We start from the raw sequence: 22,736 nt of genomic DNA on the forward strand, positions 1-22,736 counted from the left end.
ATTCCTGTGGCGAATGGCCATGGCTTTCCCCGCCACTGCAGATTATCGTGCAGCACACCTAACGTTATCGCGGAGCTTGCCCATGAGTGATGCCCACACCACCCTGATCACCCGTTTCTATGAAGCGTTCCAGCGCCTGGATGCCGAAGCCATGGCCGCCTGCTACACCGATGATGTGGTGTTCAGTGATCCCGCGTTCGGTGAACTGCGCGGGCGTGATGCCGGTGACATGTGGCGCATGCTCACTACGCGCGCCAAAGACTTTTCCCTGACCTTCGACAACGTGCGCAGCGATGACCGCAGCGGTGGCGCCCATTGGGTCGCCACCTATTTGTTCAGTGCCACGGGCAACACGGTGGTCAACGATATCCAGGCGCGCTTTGTGTTTCGCGACGGCAAGATTTGTGAGCACCACGACAGCTTCGACCTGTGGCGCTGGTCGCGTCAGGCGCTGGGCACCAAAGGTTTGTTGCTGGGCTGGACGCCGCTGGTGAAAAACGCCGTGCGCACCCAAGCCCTGCGTGGTTTGAAGGCGTTCCAGGCCAGTCGTTGATAAGCTGGGCGCTCTTCTGGTTTTGCCGGCTCGACTTGTGACTGAAACTTCTGAACCCAAACCCTGGTTTGTCTACCTGGTACGCGCCGCCAATGGCTCGTTGTACTGCGGCATCAGCAATGACCCGGTGCGCCGTTTTGCCATGCACCAGCGTGGCAAGGGCGCGCGGTTCTTCCTGTCCAGCCCGGCCGTGGCGCTGGTGTATACCGAGCAGTGCGCGAGCAAGGCTGAGGCACTGCGCCAGGAGCGCTTGATCAAGAAGCTGAAGAAGAGCGCCAAGGAGTGCCTGGCGGCGAGCAGCCCATTGATTTGACTGATGGGTTCCCATCGTCCCCATTGCGCGTGTTGCAGGCTAAGCTAGCGGCTCACTTATCGAGCGGAGCCTGGTATGTCTGAGTTGATTCTTCACCACTATCCCCAGTCCCCTTTTGCTGAAAAAGCCCGCCTGCTGCTGGGTTTCAAAGGCTTGTCCTGGCGCTCGGTGCATATCGCACCGGTGATGCCCAAGCCCGACCTGATGCCTTTGACGGGTGGCTATCGCAAGACGCCAGTGCTGCAAGTGGGCGCTGATATCTACTGCGACACCGCACTGATCGCCCGCCGTCTTGAGCAGGAAAAAGCCGCGCCGACGCTGTTCCCTCAAGGCCTGGAAGTTGTCACCCAGGGTTTTGCCGCGTGGGCCGATTCGGTTGTGTTTTCCCATGCCGTGGCGCTGGTGTTCCAGCCTGAATCCCTGGCGGTGAAATTTGCCAAGGTGCCACCAGAGATGATCCAGGTGCTGGTCGCCGACCGTAAAAAACTGTTCAGCGGTGGCACGGCGGCGCGGGTGCAACTGGAACAAGCCCTGCATCAGTGGCCGGCGATCATCAGCCGTATTAATCAGCAATTGCAGCATCAGGCGGGGGATTTTCTGTTCGGCGAGCCTTCGATTGCCGACTTCTCCCTGGCTCACCCGTTGTGGTTCCTCAAAGGCTCTTCGGTGACCGCGCCGTTGGTGGATGCCTATCCCGCTGTGGCTGCGTGGCTGGATCGCGTGCTGGGCTTTGGCCATGGCACGTCCACCCCGATGAGCGCCGAGCAAGCCCTGGAAGTTTCGCGCAATGCCACCCCGGCGGTGCTGCCCGATGAACTCTTCGACGACTTGAATGGCTTCAAAGTGGGGCAGCAGGTGACCATTTCGGCGACCGACTACGGCACCGACCCGGTGGCTGGTGAACTGCTGTTTGTCGGGCGCGAAGAGCTGATCCTGCGCCGTACCGACGAGCGTGCCGGTACCGTGCATGTGCATTTCCCGCGCATGGGTTTTTGCATCCAGGCGCAATAAATAAAAATATTTGCATACAGAGGTGAGGTAAATCGCCAGCCCATCCGTGTAGTGCTTGAAACTGCGATCTATTCGCATTAACAGCGTTTTCTACACGGGTTCTCACAGCATGAAGTCGACGGCGGGCGGTTGGGTAAAACAGTGGCTGGGAGCCTCGGTATTGGCGGTTTCGGGGCTGGCATTGCTGCCCCTGAGCATTGCACAGGCGCAGGAGCAACAAAGCGCCCAGTTCAACTTTGCCCTGGCAGCCAAACCGCTGCCCCAGGCCTTGAGCGACTTCAGCCGGGTCACCGGTATCAGCGTGATCTACACCGATGAGGCGCCCTACGGCCTCAGCGCCCCCGCCGTCAGCGGGCAGATGAGCGCGACCCAGGCCCTGCAACGCCTGCTGGGCAAGTCCGGCTTTACCTTCCGCCAGATCGACGCCCGCACCCTGGCCCTGGAACCTGTGCCGACCGAAGGCGCGGTGAACCTCGGCGCCACCACCATCAGCGGTGCCGGCCAGACCCAGGACACCACCAGCTACCAGCCGCCGCCCACCAGTTCGGTGATGCGCTCCCACGGCCTGCTGTTGGAGACTCCGCAAACCGTCAACGTGGTGCCCGCCCAGGTGCTGCGTGACCAGACCCCGCGCAACCTGGATGACGCTCTGGGCAATATCAGCGGCATCACCCAGGCCAACACCCTGGCCAGCACTCAGGACGCGGTCATGCTGCGTGGCTTTGGTGACAACCGTAACGGCTCGATCATGCAGGACGGCATGCCCATCGTGCAGGGGCGTGCGCTGAACTCCACGGCCGAACGTGTCGAAGTGCTCAAGGGCCCGTCGTCATTGTTGTACGGCATCCAGGACCCGGGCGGCGTCGTCAACATCGTCAGCAAGAAGCCTGAACTGGTGCAGTCCACCTCGTTGACCGCTCGCGGCTCGACCTTTGGCGACGGCAAGAACGGCAGCGGCGGCAACCTCGACACCACCGGCCCGATTGGGGACAGCGGCTTGGCCTATCGCCTGATCGTCGACCATGAAGACGAAGACTACTGGCGCAATTTCGGCACCCACCGCGAGACACTGGTGGCGCCGTCCCTGGCCTGGTACGGCGACACCACCAAGGTGGTCTTCGCCTATGAACACCGCGAATTCCTCTCGCCGTTCGACCGTGGCACCGCCATCGACCCCAAGACCAATCATCCGCTGGACATCCCGGTGACCCGTCGTCTGGACGAGCCGTTCAACAACATGGAAGGCCGCTCCGACCTGTACCGTCTGGAAGTCGATCATGACCTGAACGACGACTGGAAAGCCCACTTCGGCTACAGCTGGAACCGCGAGACTTACGACGCCAGCCAAGTGCGCATCGTGACCGTTAACCCCAACGGCACGCTGACCCGCAGCATGGACGGCACCGGAGGCGCATTGACCACCGACCGTTTCTCCACCTTCAGCCTGGAAGGCAAGGTCAACGTGGCCGGCATGCAGCACGACCTGGTGTTTGGCCTGGATGACGAGTACCGCAAGATCTACCGCGCCGACCTGATCCGCCAGGCACAACGCAGTGCCTTCAGTTACCTCAACCCGGTGTATGGCCGGGATGTGGAAGGCACCACTGTCAGCGCCAAGGACAGCGCCCAGACCGACCTGCTGCGCAGCGACTCGCTGTTCTTCCAGGACGCGATCCACCTGACTGACAAGTGGATCCTGGTGGGCGGTGCGCGCTACCAGATGTACGACCAATACGCGGGCAAAGGCGTGCCCTTCACCGCCAACACCAACGGCAACGGCCAGGCCTGGGTGCCCCGTGCCGGCCTGGTGTATCGCTACACCGACGAGCTGTCGTTCTACGGCAGCTACACCGAGTCGTTCAAACCCAACTCCACCATTGCGGCCCTGGCCGATGGCAGCAAGTTGACCGGCGACCTGACGCCCGAGAAATCCAAGTCGTGGGAACTGGGTGCCAAGCTCGACATGCCGGGGCGCATCACCGCGAGCGCGGCGTTGTTCAATATTGAAAAACGCAACGTGCTGGTGTCCGTCGGTTCCGGCGCCAACACCATCTACAGCATCGCCGGTCAAGTGCGTTCCCGTGGCCTGGAACTGGACGCCACCGGCCAGTTGACCGATCAATGGAGCCTAATCGGCAGCTACGCCTACACCGATGCCCTGGACACCAAGGACAAGGACCCGACCCTCGAAGGCAACCGCCTGCAGAACGTCGCCAAGAACACCGCGTCGCTTTCGGCAGTGTATGACTTCGGCAATGTTTTTGGCGGCGACCAGCTGCGCGTGGGCGCCGGTGCCCGCTATGTCGGCGAGCGCGCAGGCGATGCGGCCAATGACTTCACCCTGCCGGGCTACACCGTGGCGGATGCGTTTGCCACCTACGACACCAAGATCGAAGGGCAGAAGGTCAAGTTCCAGCTCAACGTGAAGAACATGTTCGACCGCGTCTACTACGCCTCGGCGGCCAGTCGGGTGTTTGTGTCCTTGGGCGATGCGCGCCAGGTGTCGGTCTCCAGCACGTTGACCTTCTGATGAAGGCCTACGCTTGGCTACTGGCCCTGTTCATCACCACCACGGCGGTGGCGGATGATGCCGTCGCCCACCGTGAACACCGGGTGACGTTGCCCGGTTCCGGCCACAGCTGGGGCTTTGTCGGCCTGGACCCGACGCGCCCCTACCTGTTTCTGGCCCGGCGTGAAAACGGCCTGACGGTGTTTGATGTGCAGCACCAGAAAACGGTCAAGACGGTGGCGCAGTCGCAAGGCGCCAACGGCGTGGTGTTCGTGCCTGAGTTGGACCGCGTGTTCGTCCTCAACACCGACGGCAGTTTGAGCGTGGTGCAGCTGTCCACACTCAAGCCGCTCAAGCGCATCGATGTGGCGCAGAGCAACCTCAACAGCGCGGTATACGAGCCTTCGACCGGCAAGGTGATCATCGTCAGCGGGCGTCGTGCAGACCGTTCGACGTTGTTTGAGTTTGACCCGACGCTGGAGCGCATCACCGGTGCCCATGAGCTGGCGGTGAAGAAGATCGACCCGCTGCTGCTCAAGGGCGACGGCAGCTTCTTCCTGCCCATGCGGGATGAAGGCAAGGTCGCGCGTTATGCCGCGAGCAACTTTGCGCTGCTCGACACCTGGCAGTTTGCCGACTGCCCCAAGCCCAGCGCATTGGCCCAGGATGTCGAGCGGCAACGCTTGTTTGTGGCCTGTCGAGGTGACACGCCGTTGTTGATCGTGGCGGACCGCGAGACGGGTGAAGTGAAGGTCAGGTTGCCGATCGGGCGTGACGTCAACGCCGTGGCCTACGACGCACAGCATCGCCGCTTGCTGATCCCCAGCGGTGTGGACGCCAACCTTGTGGTGATCAACCAGAGGGATGCCGACCATTACGCCGTGGCAGCGACCATCAGCACCTTGCCGATGGCCTACAACATGGCGTTCGACGCGCAGCGCCAACGGGTTTACTTGCCGGCCATGGACTACGTGTTGCCCGCCGCCGAGCCCAAGGCAGACCCGCAGTTTCAAGCGGGAACATTCTCTATCACCACCCTGGTACTTGATTGAATGCAGTGAATTACCCAAGCTGCGCACTTTCTTAGATTCAGGAATGCCAGGGTTATGCGGTTGGGACGATGGATACAGGCTGGCGCGATGGCGCTGGGTTTGGGTGTGTTGCTCGGCGGTTGCGCCACGTCTTCGAACACCGCGAGCGGGCAGCGCCTGGACCAACTGCTGGCCGACCCGGCGCTGCATGGCGCCACGGTTTCCCTCACGGTGCGGGATGCCCGTAGCGGCGCCACGCTCTACCAGCACAACCCGCGCACACGGCTGGTGCCAGCCTCCAACCTCAAGTTGTTGACCACGGCGGCGGCCATGGATGTGCTGGGGCCGCAGTATCGGTTCTCCACTCAGCTCTTGAGCAGCGGCCAGCAGCAGGGCGATCGCCTGACCGGCAACCTCTACCTGCGCGGCCTGGGCGATCCCACCCTGCAGTTTGCCGATTACCAAGTACTGGCCGCGCAACTCGCCAGCCGGGGCGTGCGCGAGGTGCAGGGCGACCTGGTGTTCGACGACACCTGGTTTGACGCCGAGCGGCTGGGCGTCGACTGGTCCCATGACGATGAAAGCACCTACTACGGCGCGCAGATTTCGGCGCTGACCGTCTCACCCAACAGCGATTTTGATGCGGGCACCGTGCTGGTGACTGCCAAGGCCCCGTTGCGTGCAGGCCAGCCGGTGGGGGTGGAGATCTTCCCGCCCACCGACTACCTGCAATTGAGCAACCGCGCCGTCAGCGGCCCGGGCAATACCTATGGGATCAACCGCCGTCATGGCACCAACCTGCTGCAGCTCAGTGGTGCGGTGGCGCCGGGCAAACAGAGCCAGCAGTTGGTGAGTGTCTGGGAACCGACGCAACTGGTGGCCAACCTGTTTGAACAGGCGTTGGCCCAGCAGGGCATCCGCGTGTCGGGTCGTCGGGTGATGGGCGGCACCAGCCCGGCAACCGCCAGCGTGCTGGCCGAACACCAATCGGCACCGTTGCAGGAACTGATCACGCCGCTGCTTAAACTGTCGAACAACAACATGTCCGAAGCCTTGCTCAAGGCCATGGGGCGCCAGACCGCCAATAGCGGCACGGCGGCGGCGGGGGCGCTGGCGGTGGCCGGGTTTCTCAAGCGCCAGGGCCTGGATGCGGCCGCGCTGAATCAAGTGGATGGTTCCGGTTTGTCGCGACGCAATCTGGTCTCTTCGCAAACCCTGACCGACCTGTTGCTGGCGGCCAGCAAACAACCCTGGTTCAACGCCTGGTACAACGCGCTGCCGATTGCTGGCAACGCCGACCGCATGACGGGTGGCAGCCTGCGTTACCGCCTGGTCGGCACGCCGGCCGAGAACAACCTGCATGCCAAGACCGGCTCCATGGGCGGTGTGTCGTCACTCAGTGGCTACATCAATGATGCGCGCGGGCATCGGTTGGTGTTTTCGATGGTCACCAACAACTACGTGGTGACCGGGGCGCAGGTCAAGGCCGTGGAAAACCGCGTGGCCGTAGCCCTCGCCGGTTGGGACAACTGATTCAGGGCTGGTAGCCCATGCGCCAGCTCACGGCCCGGGTCGCCGCCAGCAAGTGCTGGGCCGCCGGGCCATCTTCATCAGCATGGAACAGGGAGGTGGGGCCGACCACGGTCATCACCGCCGCCACCTGCCCGACCGCGTTGAACACCGGCGCCGACAGCGCATCCACCCCGGGCATCAGCAAGCCATGCACAAAGTGCAGGCCCCGGCTGCGGATCTGTTCGCAGGCGGTGGCGTAGGCCTGGTCGTCCGCCAGGGCGTGGGCAGTGCCCGCCTGGATTTCGCGCTCGCGCAACTCCACGGTCTCCCGTGACGGCAAGTAGGCGCTGAACACCAGCCCGGTGGAGGAACTGAGCAGGGGCAGTACCGAGCCCAACTGCGTCACCACCGTCACCGCACGCACGGCGGGTTCGATCTGCACCACGGTGGCGCCCAGGTTGCCCCACACCGCCAAAAAGCAGGTTTCGTTCAATTCATCGCGCAGCTCCGCCAGAGGCATCGCGCCGACTTTCAGCACGTCCATGCTGCCCAGCGCGGCCAGGCCCACGCGCAACGCTTCGCGGCCCAGGCCGTAATGGTTGGTGGCGGTGTTCTGTTCGGCAAACCCCGAGGCGATCAGCGCCTGTAAATAGCGATGCACCTTGCTGGCGGGCATCTGCACGTGCTCGGCCAGGCGTGACAATGACGTGGCGGGGGACAGTTCGGCCAGGGCCTTGAGGATGTCGGTGCCCACTTCGGCCGAGCGGACTTTCTGTTTACCGGTGTCGCGGGGCTTTTCCATGGGGCAGCGGGAATCCGAGAGATGAATGGGCGTCTTTATAGCTTGACGGTCGATAGTGATCAAATTACGTTATGCGTAACTGGATTACGATAAAAACAACTTCCGCTCAGAGGACGATCCATGACCCTCGAATACCTGTCGGGCTTCGGCAATGAATTCGCCAGCGAAGCCCTGCCCGGCGCACTGCCCGTCGGCCAGAACTCCCCACAAAAAGCGCCCTACGGGCTGTACACCGAACTGTTCTCCGGCACCGCGTTCACCATGGCGCGCAGCGAAGCCCGTCGCACCTGGCTGTATCGCATCCAGCCGTCGGCCAATCACCCAGCGTTTATCAAGTTGGAACGGCAGTTGGCCGGTGGCCCGCTCGGCGCGGTGACGCCTAATCGCTTGCGTTGGAACCCACTGGATATTCCGGGCGAGCCGACGGACTTCATCGATGGGCTTGTCGGCATGGTTGCCAACGCCGGGTCGGAAAAACCGTCTGGCATCAGCATCTATCACTACCGCGCCAACCGCTCCATGGAGCGTGTGTTCTTCAACGCTGATGGCGAACTGTTGATCGTGCCCGAGCAGGGCCGCCTGCGCATCGCCACCGAACTGGGCATGCTGGAGGTGGAGCCGCTGGAAATCGTCGTGCTGCCGCGTGGCCTTAAATTCCGCATCGAGCTGCTGGACGCCCAGGCGCGTGGCTATGTCGCCGAGAACCATGGCGCACCGCTGCGTCTGCCAGACCTGGGGCCTATCGGCAGCAACGGTCTGGCGAACCCACGCGACTTCCTGACGCCGGTGGCCCATTACGAAGACCTCAAGCAACCGACCACCCTGGTGCAGAAATTCCTCGGTGAGCTGTGGGCCTGCGAGCTGGATCATTCGCCGCTCAACGTCGTCGCCTGGCATGGCAATAACGTGCCGTACAAATACGACCTGCGCCGTTTCAACACGATTGGCACCGTGAGTTTCGATCACCCGGACCCGTCGATCTTCACCGTGTTGACCTCGCCCACCAGCGTGCACGGCCTGGCCAACCTCGACTTCGTGATCTTCCCTCCGCGCTGGATGGTGGCCGAGAACACCTTCCGTCCGCCGTGGTTCCACCGCAACCTGATGAACGAATACATGGGCCTGATCCAGGGCGCCTACGACGCCAAGGCCGAAGGTTTCCTGCCGGGCGGTGCGTCGCTGCACAGCTGCATGAGCGCCCACGGCCCGGACGGCGAAACCTGCACCAAGGCCATCAACGTCGAGTTGGCGCCGCACAAGATCGATAACACCATGGCCTTCATGTTCGAGACCAGCCAAGTGCTGCGCCCTACACAGTTCGCCCTGGAATGCCTGCAACTACAAAACTCTTACGACGCGTGCTGGGCTTCGCTGCCCGCCACCTTCAACCCGAACCGGAGATAACCCATGACTCAGCCCACACTTACCCGCAGCTGGGTGGCCTCCGCCAACGGTCACACCGACTTCCCCCTGCAAAACCTGCCGTTGGGGGTGTTCAGCATCAACGGTTCGGCACCGCGCGCTGGCGTGGCGATTGGCGATTCGATCCTCGACTTGCAGGCAGCCATCGACGAATTCGAGGGTGATGCCCGTCGTGCCGTCGAGGCAACGGCCAGCGGCCAATTGAATGCGTTTTTCGAACTGGGCCGTGGCCCGCGCGTGGCCTTGCGCGAACGTCTACTGGAACTGCTCGCCGAAGGCAGCAAGCTGCAAACCCGCGAGGCCCAGGTGCTGCACCGCGCCGCCGACTGCCAGATGCACGTTCCGGCGCGCATCAACGACTACACCGACTTTTACGTCGGCATCGAACACGCGCAGAACGTCGGCAAACTGTTCCGTCCCGACAACCCCCTGCTGCCCAACTACAAATACGTTCCGATTGGCTACCACGGCCGTGCCTCGACCATCCGCCCCTCGGGTGTCGACGTGCGCCGTCCAAAAGGCCAGACCTTGCCGGCCGGTCAGGCCGAGCCGACCTTTGGCCCGTGTGCACGCCTGGACTACGAGTTGGAACTGGGCATCTGGATCGGCCAGGGCAACGACATGGGCGATTCGATTGCCATTGGCGACGCTGCCGAGCACATCGCCGGTTTCTGCCTGCTCAATGACTGGTCGGCGCGGGACATCCAGGCCTGGGAATACCAACCGCTGGGGCCGTTCCTGTCGAAGAGCTTTATCACCACGATTTCCCCATGGGTGGTCACCGCCGAAGCCCTGGAACCGTTCCGCAAAGCACAACCGGCGCGCCCTGAAGGCGACCCACAACCACTGTCGTACTTGCTGGACAAACGTGACCAGGCCGCGGGTGCACTGGACATTGAACTTGAGGTGCTGCTGACCACCGCCGCGATGCGTGAGCAGAACCTGCCGGCGCATCGCCTGGCCCTGAGCAACAGCCTGCATATGTACTGGACCGTCGCGCAGTTGGTGGCCCACCACAGCGTCAACGGTTGCCAGTTGCAGGCCGGCGACCTGTTTGGTTCGGGTACTTTGTCCGGGCCGGAAGCGGGCCAGTTCGGCAGCTTGTTGGAGATGACCGAAGGCGGCAAGAAAGCCGTCGAGCTGCCGTCCGGCGAAGTGCGCAAGTTCCTTGAGGACGGTGACGAAATTATCCTGCGCGCCCGTTGCCGCCGCGAAGGGTTTGCCTCCATCGGCTTCGGCGAATGCCGGGGCACCGTGATCGCAGCGCGCTAAGAGGGCAGGGCGATGGAACTCTATACCTACTACCGTTCCACCTCGTCGTACCGGGTGCGCATCGCGCTGGCCCTCAAGGGCCTGGATTTCACCGCGATACCGGTCAACCTGCTGGTGCCACCGGGTGGCGCCAACCGCCAGCCGGAGTACCTGGCGATTAACCCCCAAGGCCGCGTGCCGGCCTTGCGCACCGACGAGGGCGAACTGTTGATTCAGTCGCCCGCGATCATCGAATACCTGGACGAACGTTATCCACAGGCGCCGCTGCTGTCAGAGGACCTGGCGACCCGCGCCCATGAGCGTGCGGTGGCGTCGATCATCGGCTGTGATATCCACCCGCTGCACAACTCCAGCACCCAGAACCTGCTACGCCAGTGGGGGCATGACGAAGCGCAGTTGCTGGAATGGATCGGCCATTGGATCAGCCAGGGGCTGGGCGCGGTGGAGCAATTGATTGGCGACCGAGGCTTTTGCTTCGGGGAACAGCCGGGGATGGCTGACGCGTTTCTGATTCCCCAGCTGTACGCGGCTGAACGCTTCAAGGTGCCGTTGACGGCGTACCCACGCATCGGTCGCGTGGCGGCGTTGGCGGCGCAGCATCCGGCCTTTATCCAGGCGCACCCCGCCAACCAGCCTGATACCCCCTGACCCTGTGGGGCCCGATTGGCTGGCGATGGCGGTGTGTCAGGTAGACCGCTAGCGCCGGCAAGCCGGCTCCTACAAGGTTGCGCGTGGCCATAAAAATAAAATAATAGGTACCTTGCGATGCACTCTCAGATTGCCAGCTTTCGTGCGGCACTCGACGCCCGTCCGGTGTCGCGCTACCAGTGGTTGATTCTCTTGTTGCTGGCCTTGCTGCTGGTGACCGATGGCTACGATGCCCAGGTGCTGGGTTACGTGGTGCCGGCCCTGGCCAAGGATTGGGGCCTGGAAAAGGCTGCGTTCGGCCCGGTGTTCAGCGCCAACCTGTTGGGGCTCACCTTGGGCTCATTGCTGGTGACGCCCCTGGCCGACCGGTTCGGCGTGCGGCGCATCCTGCTGGGCTGCGTGCTGATCTACGCGACCCTCACGGTGTTGATGGTGTTCGCCAACTCACTGACCACCCTGATGGTGGCGCGGTTTATCTGCGGCATTGGCATGGGCGGCGCGATGCCCAGTGCCATGGCCTTGATGTCGGAGTATTCGCCACCGCGCCTGCGCACCCTGATGGTGACGTTGGCGGCCTGCGGCTTTTCGTTTGGCGGCGCGGCGGGTGGGTTCGTGGCGGCCGGGTTTATCGAAGGCTACGGGTGGCAGGCGGTGTTCCTGGCGGGTGGCGTGACGCCGTTGTTGCTGTTCCCTTTCCTGGTGTGGCTGTTGCCCGAGTCCTTGCCACGTTTGCTGCGTGACGCGCCGCCTTATGCGCGCCTGCAAAAGGTCACGGCGCGCCTGTTGCCGGGCTGGCAGCCGCCGTTGGCGAGTGCTGCAGACAACCTGCGAGAACAAGGCAGCAAGCTGACGGTCGTGGAGCTGTTTCGCCACGGTTATGCGCGCCCGACCGTGCTGATCTGGGCGACGTTTTTTGTCAGCCTGATCCTGCTGTATTTCATGATCAGTTGGCTGCCGTCGCTGTTGCTGGAAAGCGGTTTGGCGTTGAAGGAAGCCAATCTGGTGACGTCGATGTTCCTGTTTGCCGGCACCTTGGGCGCCATCGGCATGGCCTGGTTCGCCGACCGCTTGAAAAGCAAGGTGCGCCTGCTGTCCGGTGTTTTGGCGGCAGCCGCGGTGTGCACGGTTTTGCTGGGCCTTAACCACGATAACCCACGCTACCTGGTGGCCTGCGTGTTCGCCGCCGGGTTCTGCATCATCGGTGGGCAACTGACTTTGAATGCCTTCGCCAGTAACTTCTACCCGGCGCATGTTCGCGCAACGGGCACGGGTTGGGCACTGGGGGTAGGGCGGTTTGGTTCGATCCTGGGGCCGTTGTTTGGCAGCTTGTTGCTGGCGATGCACATTCCGGTGGAGCAGATTTTCTTCTTCTGCGCGATTCCGGCAGTGATTGCGGCGCTGTTGATCATTCAAGTGCGTTCGCCAGGCATGGATGTGCCGAAACGCTCATTGCCCGGCGATATTCTAAAAGCGCCGGGCAATCACTGATTCACCGCCGCTCATTTGTAGGAGCCGGCTTGCCGGCGATAGCGGAGTGTCATTAACGGTTTTTCCGACTGTCCCACCGCCATCGCCGGCAAGGCAGCTCCTACAGGCCGGGTGCTAATGCACTATGGCATTAGGTGGCAAATGCCCCAGCCGTTCGGTCAGGCGCAGGCGCTGGATCGGGTCTTCGCTGAGCAGCAACGCATGCTCCAGGTCAAAGCGCTCGGCACTCGGGCAATCCAGGCGCTGGTACAGGCTGGCGCGTGCCAGGTAGTCGGCGGCGCTGGCGTTGCCCAGTTCCAGCACGCGTTCGGCGTCGATCAGGGCGTCCAGCGGCGCATCATTGGAAAGGTGCAACTGGCGCAGGTTACGTGACAGCCGTTGCAGGATCGAACGGGGTTCGGCGGTGTGCAGGTGCTCGGACTGCAACTTGAGGTTCGGCCCGTACTGGCGGTGCAGCAGCTCGCGGCAATCGTTGGGGTACAAGCGCCGGCCGCCACACGGGTCCAGCAAGTGGTCGGCGCCCGGCACCCGCAGCAGGAAGTGGCCGGGAAAATTCACCCCGACCATCGGAATGTTCAGGCGTCGCGCCAATTCCATCGCGATCAACCCCATGGCCAGCGGCTGCCCGCGTTTGCGCTGCAGCACCTTGTCCAGTAAGGCGGCGGCGGGGCGCAGGGGGGTAAAGTCGTCCTGGGCAAACCCCAGGTCATTCAAGCGCCGCAGCAGGGGCTGGCCCAGTTCGTCGGCGGGCAACATGGGCATGCCGATGCTGACCTGTTGTTGCAGCAGGGTGAGTTCTTGCAGGATCACTTGCGGCTGCACCGCCGGATCGTGCTCGGCCGCAATCCACAGCGCAGCTTCGAACAGCGCAGGGGGTGAACGTTCCAGACAGGCAAAAAAGGCTGTGCGGGGATTCATTGCGTTCTCCGGCAGATGCCCCCGTTTTAGCCTTGCTGAGAATTTTCGTCCAGCACATTGGGGAAATATCCCACGGTCTTATGTCGCAAGGCCTGCAAAACCGGGCGGCTTATTCCAGCGCGCTTCGGCAGTTTTTTACCGTAAGCCTATACTTGGGCCTCTACCAGAAGTGATTCGGGAGCTCATTGATGTTTGCGCTCATGCACAGCACCCGCCTTGAATCGCTGCACCTGAGCGTCGACCCGGCCACCGGGCTGAAGGCGGTCATAGCCATCCACAACAGCCGCCTGGGCCCTGCTTTGGGCGGTTGTCGCTACCTCGCTTACCCCGACGATCAAAGTGCCGTGGCCGATGCTGCGCGCCTGGCCCAAGGCATGAGCTACAAAGCCGCCCTGGCCGGTTTGCCGGTGGGCGGTGGCACGGCGGTGATCATCCGCCCCGTGCATGTGGAGAGCCGCGCTGCCTTGTTCGAAGCCTTCGGCCGCTGCATCGAAAAACTCGACGGCCGCTTCATCACGGCCATCGACAGCGGCACCTCGGTGGCCGACATGGACTGCATCGCCCAGCACACCCGCTTCGTCACCAGCACCACCGCCGCCGGCGACCCGTCGCCCCATGCCGCCATGGGCGTTTTCACCGGCATCCGCACCACGGCCATGGCCCGCCTGGGCAGCGACAACCTGGAAGGCTTGCGCGTGGCGGTCCAGGGCCTGGGCAATGTCGGGTTTGCCCTGGCCGAACAGCTGCACGCGGCCGGCGCTGAACTGCTGGTGAGTGACATCGACCACGGCAAGGTGCAACTGGCCATGGAACAGCTCGGCGCCCACCCCATCGCCAACGATGCCTTGCTGAGTACGCCCTGCGACATCCTTGCGCCCTGCGGCGTTGGTGCGGTGTTCAATCGCCACAGCGTCGGCCAGTTGCGTTGCGCCGCCGTGGCCGGTTCCGCCAGCGCCCAGCTGACCAACCTCGACATCGCCGACCAGTTGGAAGGGCGCGGCATCCTCTACGCCCCCGACTATGTGATCAACTCGGGTGGGCTGATCTACGTCGCGCTCAAGCACGGTGGCGCAGAGCTGGCGGATATCACCGCACACCTCTCGAACATCGGCGCACGCCTGACCGAGATCTTTGCCCACGCCCAAGCCGAAAAACGCTCCCCCGCACGGGTGGCGGACGAATTGGCCGAGCGCCTGCTGTACAAATAAGCCAGGCATTAAAAAGGCCCTGAGTCAGTGACTCAGGGCCTGTTCAATTCTGGCTTTATTCTGCCGGTGCGTTCAGCAACTCGGACAACGCGTCCGGCTGGCTCTTGAATGCCTTGGCAAATACATCGCGGTTCTTCGCCATGTAGATCCCGGCTTCTTCCACCTGCTGCTCGCTCAGGGACGGCACGGCTTTTTGCAACACTTCTGCCAGCAACTCGGCGAGTTCAAGCATCTTGTCATGACGGTCAGCTTCGGCTTTATCCATGAACAAACGCTCCAGATCTCGGCTGCTGCGGTATACCACTTCGACGGCCATTCACCACCTCACATGCCTTCACGATAGTTGTCTTTTGCGACTACTGTATTCATATACAGTGAAAAGGGTAAGCCAAACCGTGGGGTTTGGGTAGCAGTTTTTTAATGTAGCCCGTAAATACAGGTTTGCCGTGCCTCATGTCACCCCGCCATCATCTTATATCGGCCTCTGGCCTTTTTTCTGCATGCAGAACAACCGTCACGTCCAACCCGCATTATCCGGTCGAGTCGACCTAAGGAAGCATCATCGTGAAAATCAACTGGGCCGAAAAGCTGCGCCAGAACGTGCATGAACTGGCCGAGTCCCTGGGCAACCTGTTTGTCGAGTCGTTCCACTACCTGGCGCTGTTCGCCATTGGTGCGGTGACGGCCTGGGCGGCGGTGATGGAGTTTTTGGGGATGCTGGAGAACGGGCACATCAAGATCGATGACATCTTGTTGCTGTTCATCTACCTGGAACTGGGCGCAATGGTCGGGATTTACTTCAAGACCAACCACATGCCGGTGCGCTTCCTGATCTACGTGGCGATCACCGCGCTGACGCGCCTGCTGATCTCCAACGTGTCCCACCACAACCCGCCAGACATTGGCATCATCTACCTGTGCGGCGGGATTCTGCTGTTGGCGTTTTCGATCCTGGTGGTGCGCTACGCTTCGTCGGCGTTCCCGTCGGTGAAGGTCGAAGGCCCGCGCCGCAAGGGCGAGGCGAGCCTGGAAACCGAGAAGGGCGAGCTTTAAAGCCCGACGCTGAAGGGCAGGGTGTTCGTAGGCGGTCGCTGCAAGCGCTGGTGATCGCCGTCAGTCATCACCGCCAGGATCTCCATGGCGCTGTGACCCTGCTCGATGGCGATGCCGAACTGGATGCTTTGCACCAGGCGTTTGAGCCGTTGCGGGTCGTTGCGTTGTTCGGCGCTGATCATGCGCTTGGCCACCACGCCCGACTCGTTCGAGAGGGTGAGCATGATGCTGCCATCCAGCCGTTGGATACTTAGGTTGACACGGTAGTTGGGGGTGAAGGTGTCTGTGATGATCTGAAAAGGATTGTCCATGGTGCGTTACCGCCTGATAAGAACATGCAGTCATTGACGACCGGTGTCGGGATTAGTTCGCGTTTCCTGACCACTGGCCACTCCGTCGCTGAGGTTTCCACAAGGTCCGTTGTCCTCAAGAGCTGTACAGCAAAGGCCGTGCCGTACAGCACCCTGTCAGGCAATGAATACCCCTTGTGGGAGCGGGCTTGCCCACGATGGCGGCGAATCAGTCAACAATTGTTTCGATGAACGATCGCTATCGCTGGCAAGCCAGCTCCTACATGGGAGCTGCGTTGTGGGCTATTTCAGGGCAGTACCGAGAAAACGATCGCAGACAGCGCAATCAAGCCGATCACCACCACAAACACATTCGACACCTGGCCCGAGTACTGGCGCAGAGATGGCACGCGACGGATCGCGTACATCGGCATCAGGAACAGCAGGCACGCGATGATCGGCCCACCCATGGTTTCGATCATGCCCAGGATGCTCGGGTTGAAAGTCGCCACAGCCCAGCAGGTCAGCACCATGAACAGGGCGGTGCTGCGTTCCAGCCATTTGGCCGACAGCGAACGGTTACGGCTGCGCAGGGATTTGACGATCAAGCCCTGGAAGCCTTCGCTGGCGCCGATGTAGTGGCCGAGGAAGGATTTGGTAATGGCCACCAGCGCGATCAGCGGTGCGGCGTAGGCGATCACTGGGGTCTGGAAGTGGTTGGCCAAGTACGACAGGATCGAAATGTTCTGGGCCTTGGCCGCTGCCAGGTCGGCGGGCGACAGCGCCAGCACGCAGCTGAAGCAGAAGAACATCACCGTCAGCACCATCATGCCGTGGGCCGTGGCCAGGATGCCGCTGCTCTTGCGTTCGGCCTGCGCGCCGTACACGCGTTTTTGATCGACGGCGAACGCCGAAATGATCGGCGAGTGGTTGAAGGAAAACACCATCACCGGGATCGCCAGCCACAGGGTCTTGAGGAACAGCGGCATCGGCATGCCGTCACCGGCGGAGGCGAAGAACGCGCCGTTCCAGTTGGGGATCAGGCTGAATGCCAACAACAGCAGGGCGGCGACGAACGGGTACACCAGCACGCTCATGGCCTTGACGATCACGCCCTGGCCGCAACGCACGATGGCCATCAGGCCGAGGATCAGCACCAGCGACAGGATCGCCCGTGGCGGCGGAGCCATGTGCAGTTGGTGTTCCATGAAGCTGCCGAGGGTGTTGGTCAGCGCGACGCTGTACACCAGCAGGATCGGGAAAATCGCGAAGAAATACAGCAGGGTGATCAACTTGCCTGCGCCCACGCCGAAATGTTCCTCGACCACTTCGGTGATGTCGCCGGATTTGCCCGACAACACAAAGCGCGTCAGCCCACGGTGGGCGAAGAAGGTCATCGGGAAGGCCAGCAGTGCCAGCACGATCAGCGGCCAGAAGCCACCGACGCCGGCATTGATCGGCAGGAACAAGGTGCCCGCGCCGATGGCGGTGCCATACAGGCCGAGCATCCAGGTGGTGTCGTGTTTGGTCCAGCCGGTGGTCACGGTGTTTTCTAGAGCGGGACTTGCTTCTGAAGGTGTAGCGCCAGCAGGTGTACGTACATCGGTCATCGTTATTGCCTCGTTATTATTTTTGCGCGGGCTCACGTTGGGGCGGTCAGGAAATGCTCCTCAGCATTCCACCCAGTTCACAGCCAGGCCGCCCCGTGAAGTTTCTTTGTATTTGTCGTGCATATCGGCGCCGGTATCGCGCATGGTGCGGATCACCCGGTCGAGGGAAATGAAGTGTTTGCCATCACCGCGCAGGGCCATTTGCGTGGCGTTGATCGCCTTGACGGCGGCGATGGCATTGCGCTCGATGCACGGCACTTGCACCAGGCCTCCGACCGGGTCGCAGGTCAGGCCGAGGTTGTGTTCCAGGCCGATTTCGGCGGCGTTTTCCAGTTGCTCGGGCGTCGCACCGAGCACATCGGCCAGGCCAGCAGCGGCCATGGCGCAGGCGGAACCGACTTCACCCTGACAGCCAACTTCGGCGCCGGAGATCGAGGCGTTTTTCTTGCAAAGAATGCCGACGGCGGCAGCGGCCAGGAAGAAATTGACCACGTCGTCGTCGCAGGCTTCGGGGTTGAACTTCATGTAGTAATGCAGCACTGCGGGGATGATGCCCGCCGCGCCGTTGGTCGGTGCCGTGACCATGCGCCCACCCGCCGCGTTTTCTTCGTTGACGGCCAGGGCAAACAGGTTGACCCACTCCATCGCCGACAAGGTGGAAGTGATGACATTCGGCTTGCCGATTTCCAACAGGTTACGGTGCAATTTCGCGGCACGACGGGGCACATCCAGGCCGCCCGGCAAGATGCCTTCATCGCGCAAACCCTGTTCCACGCATTCGCGCATTACCGACCAGATATGCAGCAGGCCGCTGCGGATTTCCTCGTCGCTGCGCCAGGCACGTTCGTTGGCCATCATCAGCTCGGAAACCCGCAGGCCGTGCGTGTTGCACAAGGCCAGCAGTTCGACGGCGCTGGAGAAGTCGTAGGGCAATTCCACTTCGCTGGTCGGCGCAATACCCGACTCTGCCTCAGCGGCTTCGATGATGAAACCACCGCCCACCGAGTAGTAGGTTTGTTCGCTCAACACGCCGTTGTCGCCATAGGCGTGCAGGGACATGGCGTTGGGGTGGTAAGGCAGGCTTTCGTCGAGCAACAGGAGGTCGTGTTGCCAGTTGAAGGCAATGTCCTGGGTGCCGGCGAGTCGCAGGCGACCGGACTCGCGCAGTTGCTGGATGCGCGCGTTGATGGAGGTTGGGTCAACCGTGTCTGGCCATTCGCCCATCAGCCCCATCACGCAGGCGCGGTCGGTAGCGTGGCCGACACCGGTGGCCGACAACGAGCCGTACAGGCGTACTTCGACACGCCGCGTGTCGCTCAGCAAGTGTTGGTCTTTCAGGGCTTGAGCAAAGGTCGCGGCCGCCCGCATGGGGCCGACGGTATGGGAGCTGGACGGGCCGATGCCCACCTTGAATAGATCGAAAACACTGATAGCCATGCTAAAGCCTTACAAGCAATGGAGTAGAAATCGCTGCCATGTTTTGTAGGACGAGCGGAATTGGCGCGATACTGAGCCTCTGGATCGGCACTGACCAACGAATTATCCTAAGACACCCTTTAGCAGGACTAAACTCTATGACTCGCCCCCTACATGGTCAGACCTACGTCTGGTTGCACGTGTTTTCCTGCGCGGCGCGACATTTGTCGTTCACCCGTTGCGCCGAAGAACTGCACATCACGCCGGGGGCGGTGAGCCAACAAATTCGCCAGTTGGAGGAGCGCCTGGGGTTTCGTCTGTTTCATCGGCGGGCGCGTGGTGTGGAGCTGAGCGCCGAGGGGCAGCGGCTCGCGACGACGGTGGGGGAGGCCTACGGCAGCATCGATGCGGAGTTGCAGCGGCTGGACGCGGGGATGATCAGCGGCACCTTGCGCTTGCGCTCGATTCCGTCGTTTCTCGGTAAATGGCTGACCCCGCGACTGCCACGGCTGCAGCAGCGTTTCCCGGACATCCAACTGCGCATGGTCGCGGAAGACAGCAGCATCGCCCTGCACGAAGGTGACTTCGATTTGGCGATTGACTTGAACGACGGCAGCTACCCCGGCCTGTTATCCACAGCCCTGTTGGACGAGCAGATTTTTCCGGTGTGCGCCCCGAGCCTGTTGCGTGGACGTCCGCCGTTGCACGGCCCGGCTGATCTGGTGCATTTCCCGTTGTTGCACGACATCACCGCGTGGCGTGGGAGTTATGAGTACGCGGAGTGGGAGTTTTACCTGAATGCCATCGGCTATCACGAAGCCGATGTTCGACGCGGGCATACCTTCAACCGCAACCACCTGACGATCGAGGCTGCCATCGCCGGCATGGGCGTCGCCATTGCGCGGCGTACCTTGCTCAATGATGAGCTGGAGCGTGGCACCTTGATCGTGCCCTTCGGATTGGCGGTGCCCAATCACAAACGTTATGTACTGCTGTATGCGCCAGGCGCACTAAGCCACCCGGGCGTACGGGCGGTGCATGATTGGCTGGTGGAAGAAGCGGGGATTTTTCGCGGATTGCACCCCTTGGGTGAGGGGCAATTGTGAGGTTGTTCAGGCGTAAGAAGATGTAACCAACTCCCCACCCTAACAGCGTTTTTGCTCGTCGTCAGACTTAATTTGTAATGTGGGATTTATCTTTGCAAAGGGGTTGAATTAGTTCTCTGACTGCTCAATTGTGTAATCAAGAGGTCATGGTTACACCACACCGGTGTTGCAGTTGTGACCTCCCGCGAGCTAGCTGAAATAAGGGAAGAACTATGCAAATCCAAGTCAATAGCGATAACCATATTGAAAGCAGCATCCGACTGGAGGAGTGGGTACGTACTACCATTGAGAGCACGCTCGAACGTTATGAAGAACACCTGACCCGCGTTGAGGTTTACCTGCGCGATGAGAACGGCGACAAGCCAGGCCCCCATGATTTGAGTTGCCGACTGGAAGCACGGCCAAAGGGCCATCAACCGGTCTCGGTCTGCGACAAGGCCGACACGCTGGAACAGGCCATCGACGGTGCCGCCATCAAACTGGAGCATGCGTTGGAACATCTGTTCGGCAAACTGCAAGGCAAGCCACGCGCTGCCGGGAAAAGCCAGCCGACCACCAAAGTGAATGAAGACGAGCTTGAACAGGAGTTTCTGGAAAAAGAACGTGCCGTGTTCAACGGCTGATCACTGACAGTTCCTTCATCGCCACTAAAGACGGGCCTGCATTTGCAGGTCCGTTTTCGTTTTGAGAGCCTAGCGAAGCTGCGAAAGCGGCGGTACAGGCGACATATCAATCGACTGTGCCGCCGCCATCGCTGGCAAGCCAGCTCCTACAGGGGATCTTCGTCGCTGCACGCATCTCCTGTAGGAGTTGTCGAGCTTTAGCGAGGCTGCGAAGGCGGCGGCATAGGCGACATCTCTATTGGCTGTGCCGCCGCCATCGCTGGCAAGCCAGCTCCTACAGGGGATCTTCGTCGCTGCACACATCTCCTGTGGGAGTTGTCGAGCTTTAGCGAGGCTGCGAAGGCGGCGGCACGGGCGACATCTCAATAGGCTGTGCGGCTACGGAAAAAATAGCGGCTCAACAGCGCCAGCACGCCCGCGCCAATGCCCGCAAAGAGCATGGCCCAACCGGCGCCGTGGCGCAGGGCTGCCTGGGCATCTGTGGTCGTCAGCCCCGGCACGTCCAGCTTGCCAGCGGCAATATGCTGGCTGATGGCAGGCCAGTCCATGGCCGTGGTTGAGGGGAGCAAGCTGGCCAGTTGATGGCTGATCCCGAGCAGCAACACCAGGCCCATCAATGCGATGTTCAGTGCCAGCGTGATCAGCCGCGCACTGAGGTCGATGCCCGACGCCATGCCCGCACGGTCAGCCGAAACCGAGCCGGTGGTGGTGTTGGTGGTCGGTGAGTTGGTCAGCGCCAAACCGATGCCGGCGAGTACGCAACTGCACAGCACCCCTGCGGTACTCGGCTGCTCTGCACGGTTGATCACGGCCATGGCGATAAACCCCGCGCCCATCAGGCCAAGGCCCAGCGGGATGATACGTTCGGCGCCATGGCGCAAGGCCAGGCGTTCGGCCAGCGGCGGCACCAACAAGGTCGGCAGGGTGTAGGCGAGCAGGGCGCCGCCAGTGGTCATGGTGTCGTAGCCCAGGCCGGCCTGGAAGTAGAGCGGCAGGTAGATCATGAACGGCCAGAAACTGAAGTTCATGCCGATCGAGCCCATCAGTGCGCCGTTGAAACGCTGGATACGAAACACCGAAAAATCGAACATCGGGTGCGCGCTGCGTCGTTCAATGATGATGAACAGCAACAGTCCGACCAACGACAGGCCGGCCCAGCCGAGCATGGTAGGGGTGGTAAAGCCGTGTTCGGTGCCTTGGGTGATGAAGTACACCAGCGCGAACACCGACAACGTCAAGGTGAGCATGCCGGCGATGTCGAGGCGATGGCCGGCCGGGTCGCGGGATTCCTGCACGCTGATGCGCAGCAGCACCAGGGTGAGCAAGGTCAGTGGCACATGCACCAGGAACACCCAGCGCCAGTCGGCCACGGCCAGGATCAACGCCCCCACCATTGGCCCGAAACCCAGGCCGATGCCTGCAATCACGCCCCATATTGCGAAGGCCCGGGCACGTGCTGCCGGTTCGCGGAACAGGTGCGAAAGAATCGCGAACTGGCAGATCATCATCGCGCCAGCCCCTACGCCCTGCACGAAACGCGCAGTAATCAACGTGGGGGCGCTGTCGGCCAGGCCACAGGCCAACGAGGCCAGACCAAACACCCACAAGCACAGCACCAGCATGCGCCGGCGGCCAAAGCGGTCGGCCAGGGTGCCGGCGGCCATCAGTACGCTGGTACAGGCCAACGTGTAGGCGTTCATGATCCATTGGGCGTCCTGAAAACCTGTGCCCAGTTGCTGTTCCAGGGTGGGCAGGATGACGGGCACGCTGGAAATTTCCAGGCCGAACATCAGGGCGACAAGGCAAACGGCGGTGAGGGCGAGCGCGTTCCTGGCCGCATGGGGTGTGCTGACGGCCGATAACGTGGCGGCGGGTGGCATGGGATTCTCCTGAAGATGGGGGGGCCGGTTATTTTCAGGGGAATTTGGTTCTTTATTCGTGATAAGTTTTC

At 61.9% G+C, this 22,736-nt stretch carries 21 protein-coding genes; 14 read left to right on the forward strand and 7 right to left on the reverse strand.

Translation table 11 applies throughout. The features are described from left to right. The first annotated feature begins 82 nt into the window (after positions 1-82). The 6 genes from AC07SU_RS13130 to dacB all read left to right on the forward strand — a co-directional run bounded on the left by AC07SU_RS13130 (position 83) and on the right by dacB (position 6,950). Positions 83-553: a nuclear transport factor 2 family protein gene (locus AC07SU_RS13130; protein WP_176994969.1), complete on the forward strand. Its 471-nt coding sequence runs from the start codon at positions 83-85 to the stop codon at positions 551-553. Positions 554-590: 37 nt separating this feature from the next. After that, positions 591-866 (forward strand): GIY-YIG nuclease family protein, encoded by a 276-nt coding sequence (locus AC07SU_RS13135; RefSeq protein WP_176994968.1) that lies wholly within the window; start codon positions 591-593, stop codon positions 864-866. 75 nt (positions 867-941) lie between these two features. Beyond that, on the forward strand, positions 942-1,877 hold the full coding sequence (locus tag AC07SU_RS13140; RefSeq protein WP_494997253.1) for a glutathione S-transferase family protein: 936 nt from the start codon (positions 942-944) through the stop codon (positions 1,875-1,877). Positions 1,878-1,986: 109 nt separating this feature from the next. After that, positions 1,987-4,407, forward strand: a complete 2,421-nt coding sequence (locus AC07SU_RS13145; RefSeq protein WP_494997254.1) for a TonB-dependent siderophore receptor — start codon at positions 1,987-1,989, stop codon at positions 4,405-4,407. After that, positions 4,407-5,438: a YncE family protein gene (locus tag AC07SU_RS13150; protein WP_494997255.1), complete on the forward strand. Its 1,032-nt coding sequence runs from the start codon at positions 4,407-4,409 to the stop codon at positions 5,436-5,438. Before AC07SU_RS13145 ends, AC07SU_RS13150 begins: the two co-directional genes overlap by 1 nt. 54 nt (positions 5,439-5,492) lie before the next feature. Continuing rightward, positions 5,493-6,950 carry a D-alanyl-D-alanine carboxypeptidase/D-alanyl-D-alanine endopeptidase gene (gene dacB, locus AC07SU_RS13155; RefSeq protein ID WP_494997256.1) on the forward strand — a complete coding sequence of 486 codons (1,458 nt, stop codon included), beginning with the start codon at positions 5,493-5,495 and terminating at the stop codon, positions 6,948-6,950. A 1-nt stretch (position 6,951) separates the two neighbouring features. On the opposite strand, the gene AC07SU_RS13160 is transcribed toward dacB, so the two are convergent. Continuing rightward, positions 6,952-7,731 carry an IclR family transcriptional regulator gene (locus AC07SU_RS13160; RefSeq protein WP_494997257.1) on the reverse strand — a complete coding sequence of 260 codons (780 nt, stop codon included), beginning with the start codon at positions 7,729-7,731 and terminating at the stop codon, positions 6,952-6,954. Positions 7,732-7,851: 120 nt separating this feature from the next. Here AC07SU_RS13160 and hmgA point away from each other — a divergent pair, with 120 nt between their 5' ends. The 4 genes from hmgA to AC07SU_RS13180 all read left to right on the forward strand — a co-directional run bounded on the left by hmgA (position 7,852) and on the right by AC07SU_RS13180 (position 12,561). Further along, positions 7,852-9,135: a homogentisate 1,2-dioxygenase gene (gene hmgA / locus AC07SU_RS13165; protein ID WP_494997258.1), complete on the forward strand. Its 1,284-nt coding sequence runs from the start codon at positions 7,852-7,854 to the stop codon at positions 9,133-9,135. A 3-nt stretch (positions 9,136-9,138) separates the two neighbouring features. Further along, positions 9,139-10,425: a fumarylacetoacetase gene (gene fahA / locus AC07SU_RS13170; RefSeq protein WP_494997259.1), complete on the forward strand. Its 1,287-nt coding sequence runs from the start codon at positions 9,139-9,141 to the stop codon at positions 10,423-10,425. A 12-nt stretch (positions 10,426-10,437) separates the two neighbouring features. Further along, positions 10,438-11,073: a maleylacetoacetate isomerase gene (gene maiA / locus AC07SU_RS13175; RefSeq protein WP_176994960.1), complete on the forward strand. Its 636-nt coding sequence runs from the start codon at positions 10,438-10,440 to the stop codon at positions 11,071-11,073. A gap of 117 nt (positions 11,074-11,190) precedes the next feature. After that, positions 11,191-12,561: an MFS transporter gene (locus AC07SU_RS13180; RefSeq protein ID WP_494997260.1), complete on the forward strand. Its 1,371-nt coding sequence runs from the start codon at positions 11,191-11,193 to the stop codon at positions 12,559-12,561. 114 nt (positions 12,562-12,675) lie between these two features. Here the strand turns inward: AC07SU_RS13180 and AC07SU_RS13185 are convergent, their stop codons facing one another. Continuing rightward, a complete protein-coding gene (locus AC07SU_RS13185; RefSeq protein WP_494997261.1) occupies positions 12,676-13,479 on the reverse strand; it encodes a SirB1 family protein in 804 nt (267 codons plus the stop codon). Positions 13,480-13,667: 188 nt separating this feature from the next. On the opposite strand from AC07SU_RS13185, the gene AC07SU_RS13190 reads away from it, so the two are divergent. Continuing rightward, positions 13,668-14,687 carry a Glu/Leu/Phe/Val dehydrogenase family protein gene (locus AC07SU_RS13190; protein WP_494997262.1) on the forward strand — a complete coding sequence of 340 codons (1,020 nt, stop codon included), beginning with the start codon at positions 13,668-13,670 and terminating at the stop codon, positions 14,685-14,687. Between the two features lie 55 nt (positions 14,688-14,742). On the opposite strand, the gene AC07SU_RS13195 is transcribed toward AC07SU_RS13190, so the two are convergent. Further along, entirely contained in the window at positions 14,743-15,003 is a 261-nt protein-coding gene (locus tag AC07SU_RS13195; protein WP_012722374.1) for a YebG family protein, read from the reverse strand. 248 nt (positions 15,004-15,251) lie between these two features. Here AC07SU_RS13195 and AC07SU_RS13200 point away from each other — a divergent pair, with 248 nt between their 5' ends. Next, positions 15,252-15,740, forward strand: a complete 489-nt coding sequence (locus AC07SU_RS13200) for a phosphate-starvation-inducible protein PsiE (RefSeq protein ID WP_176994956.1) — start codon at positions 15,252-15,254, stop codon at positions 15,738-15,740. Here AC07SU_RS13200 and AC07SU_RS13205 read toward each other — a convergent pair. From AC07SU_RS13205 to AC07SU_RS13215, 3 genes are all read right to left on the reverse strand, one after another. Continuing rightward, a complete protein-coding gene (locus tag AC07SU_RS13205; RefSeq protein ID WP_176994955.1) occupies positions 15,737-16,051 on the reverse strand; it encodes a DUF3509 domain-containing protein in 315 nt (104 codons plus the stop codon). The genes AC07SU_RS13200 and AC07SU_RS13205 overlap by 4 nt on opposite strands. 287 nt (positions 16,052-16,338) lie before the next feature. Continuing rightward, on the reverse strand, positions 16,339-17,640 hold the full coding sequence (locus AC07SU_RS13210; protein WP_494997263.1) for a serine/threonine transporter: 1,302 nt from the start codon (positions 17,638-17,640) through the stop codon (positions 16,339-16,341). Between the two features lie 60 nt (positions 17,641-17,700). Further along, positions 17,701-19,077: an L-serine ammonia-lyase gene (locus tag AC07SU_RS13215; RefSeq protein ID WP_494997264.1), complete on the reverse strand. Its 1,377-nt coding sequence runs from the start codon at positions 19,075-19,077 to the stop codon at positions 17,701-17,703. Positions 19,078-19,214: 137 nt separating this feature from the next. On the opposite strand from AC07SU_RS13215, the gene AC07SU_RS13220 reads away from it, so the two are divergent. Both AC07SU_RS13220 and AC07SU_RS13225 read left to right on the forward strand, forming a co-directional pair. Then, the gene (locus tag AC07SU_RS13220) at positions 19,215-20,162 is read left to right on the forward strand and encodes a LysR substrate-binding domain-containing protein (protein ID WP_176994952.1); all 948 of its coding nucleotides are present in this window, start codon (positions 19,215-19,217) and stop codon (positions 20,160-20,162) included. Between the two features lie 212 nt (positions 20,163-20,374). Continuing rightward, on the forward strand, positions 20,375-20,785 hold the full coding sequence (locus AC07SU_RS13225) for an HPF/RaiA family ribosome-associated protein (protein ID WP_176994951.1): 411 nt from the start codon (positions 20,375-20,377) through the stop codon (positions 20,783-20,785). A 362-nt stretch (positions 20,786-21,147) separates the two neighbouring features. Here AC07SU_RS13225 and AC07SU_RS13230 read toward each other — a convergent pair whose 3' ends face one another. After that, complete coding sequence (locus AC07SU_RS13230; RefSeq protein WP_494997265.1) at positions 21,148-22,665, reverse strand: MFS transporter; 1,518 nt, start codon at positions 22,663-22,665, stop codon at positions 21,148-21,150. Positions 22,666-22,736: the final 71 nt, after the last annotated feature.

This window comes from Pseudomonas sp. GW821-FHT05H12 (genome assembly GCF_059419385.1).